Here is a 1,659-nt window from a genome sequence, read left to right as displayed (position 1 = left end):
AATTTAGAAAGTCTATCATTGCAGTCGCTTGGACGGACTTTCATATAAACTGCCACGGGCAGATCTGGTTTTTCACTTCAGCTTGCCCACAACAAAGAATGAAACTCCATGATTTTAAAAAGTTATAAAGAATGAAACTCCATGATTTTAAAAAGTTATATGGAGTTTCATATAAAAAGTTTTTAAATTACATTCCCAGAATACAATGTCAATAATAAGTTGTTTTTTTTGTTTTTTATGATGAGTTCTGGATATTTGTTATAAAGAATCGGATACCACATACCGTATTTTTGCACCGCTTAACCACAACATACAGATGCTTTTGACGTAAAAAGGGCTTAGGGCAAATATCCAGGATGAGTTCATTAATTTTGACTTTTTTTGATTTAGCTATTATAGTTAATAGTTATGCTTTCAGAAAAAAAGCACAGTTTATGCTACTGTTAAAAAAAACAATCCGAAGTGATGTGAATTATGAATTATGAATTATGAATGAAAAGAAACCAAATATTATTAGAGATAAGAGTTTTATTTTTGCATTGCGGATTGTGAAACTGTATAAATTTCTTGTTGATAAAAAGGAATTTGTATTGAGTAAACAACTGCTTCGAAGTGGAACGGCTATTGGGGCTTTGGTGCGTGAGGCGGAACATGCAGAGAGCAAGGCTGATTTTATTCATAAAATGGCAATTGCCCAAAAAAAAGCCAATGAAACAGACTATTGGATAGAATTACTCTTTCAATCTGAATATTTAAAAAAAGAACAATATCAATCAATCAATTATTAATGATGTTTCTGAATTGAATAAAATTATTGCTTCAATCATTATAACTTCAAAAGGCAAAAATTATGGCAAAAGATAATTCACAATTCACAATTCAAAATTCAAAATTCATAATTCACCATTCATAATTCACCATTCCAGTAAGCCATGCGGATTGGAACTACTAATTATTAAGGAGTGATGTTATAAATATGAGAATCGGGTCAGGATATGATGTACACAAACTGGTCAGAGGGCGTGTTCTTGTACTGGGAGGAGTTACAATTCCTTTTCAAAAGGGGTTAAAAGGTCATTCAGATGCTGATGTGCTTGTGCATTCTGTGTGTGATGCCATGCTTGGAGCTGCAGGACTCGGGGATATAGGCCATCATTTTCCTGATTCAGATCCGGAATTTAAAGATATTTCCAGTCTGATTCTTCTGAAAAGGTGTTTGGATTCTCTTTTGAAAAAAGGGTTTTCAATCGTTAATATTGACTGCACAATTTTTGCAGAGGCTCCAAAACTTATGCCTTTTAAGAGAGAGATGGAAGAGAAAATTGCCTCTGTTTTAAAAATATCTTCAAACAGTGTCAATGTAAAGGCCACAACAACTGAAGGTCTTGGGTTTGCAGGAAGAGGTGAGGGAATTGCTGCCCACACCGTTATTTTAATAACTGCCACGGGCAGACCTGGCCATCTTCTATAATAATCTGGTCACCTCGGTTTGCCCACAACAAAGAATGAAACTCGCTGTTTGGTTTACAAAAACTTTCATATAAACAGAATAATCAAGGAAAATAGATATGAGTTTAAAAATTTACAATACCCTTACCGGTAAAAAAGATAAGTTTGTTCCCATTGAAAAAAACAAGGTCAGCATGTATGTGTGCGGGC

At 34.1% G+C, this 1,659-nt stretch carries 2 protein-coding genes; both read left to right on the top strand.

Annotated elements, in window-relative coordinates; all coding sequences use genetic code 11:
* Positions 1–488 precede the first annotated feature (488 nt).
* A complete protein-coding gene (locus tag U9P79_09645; protein ID MEA2104885.1) occupies positions 489–788 on the top strand; it encodes a four helix bundle protein in 300 nt (99 codons plus the stop codon).
* A gap of 188 nt (positions 789–976) precedes the next feature.
* The gene (gene ispF, locus U9P79_09640; GenBank protein MEA2104884.1) at positions 977–1,471 is read left to right on the top strand and encodes a 2-C-methyl-D-erythritol 2,4-cyclodiphosphate synthase; all 495 of its coding nucleotides are present in this window, start codon (positions 977–979) and stop codon (positions 1,469–1,471) included.
* The last annotated feature ends 188 nt before the right edge of the window (positions 1,472–1,659 follow it).

It is taken from the genome of Candidatus Cloacimonadota bacterium, from assembly GCA_034661015.1.
In the GTDB taxonomy this organism is placed as follows: domain Bacteria; phylum Cloacimonadota; class Cloacimonadia; order JGIOTU-2; family JGIOTU-2; genus JAYEKN01.
The sequence above is the reverse complement of the archived record's forward strand: the minus strand, read 5'-3'. Positions and strand labels throughout refer to the sequence as shown.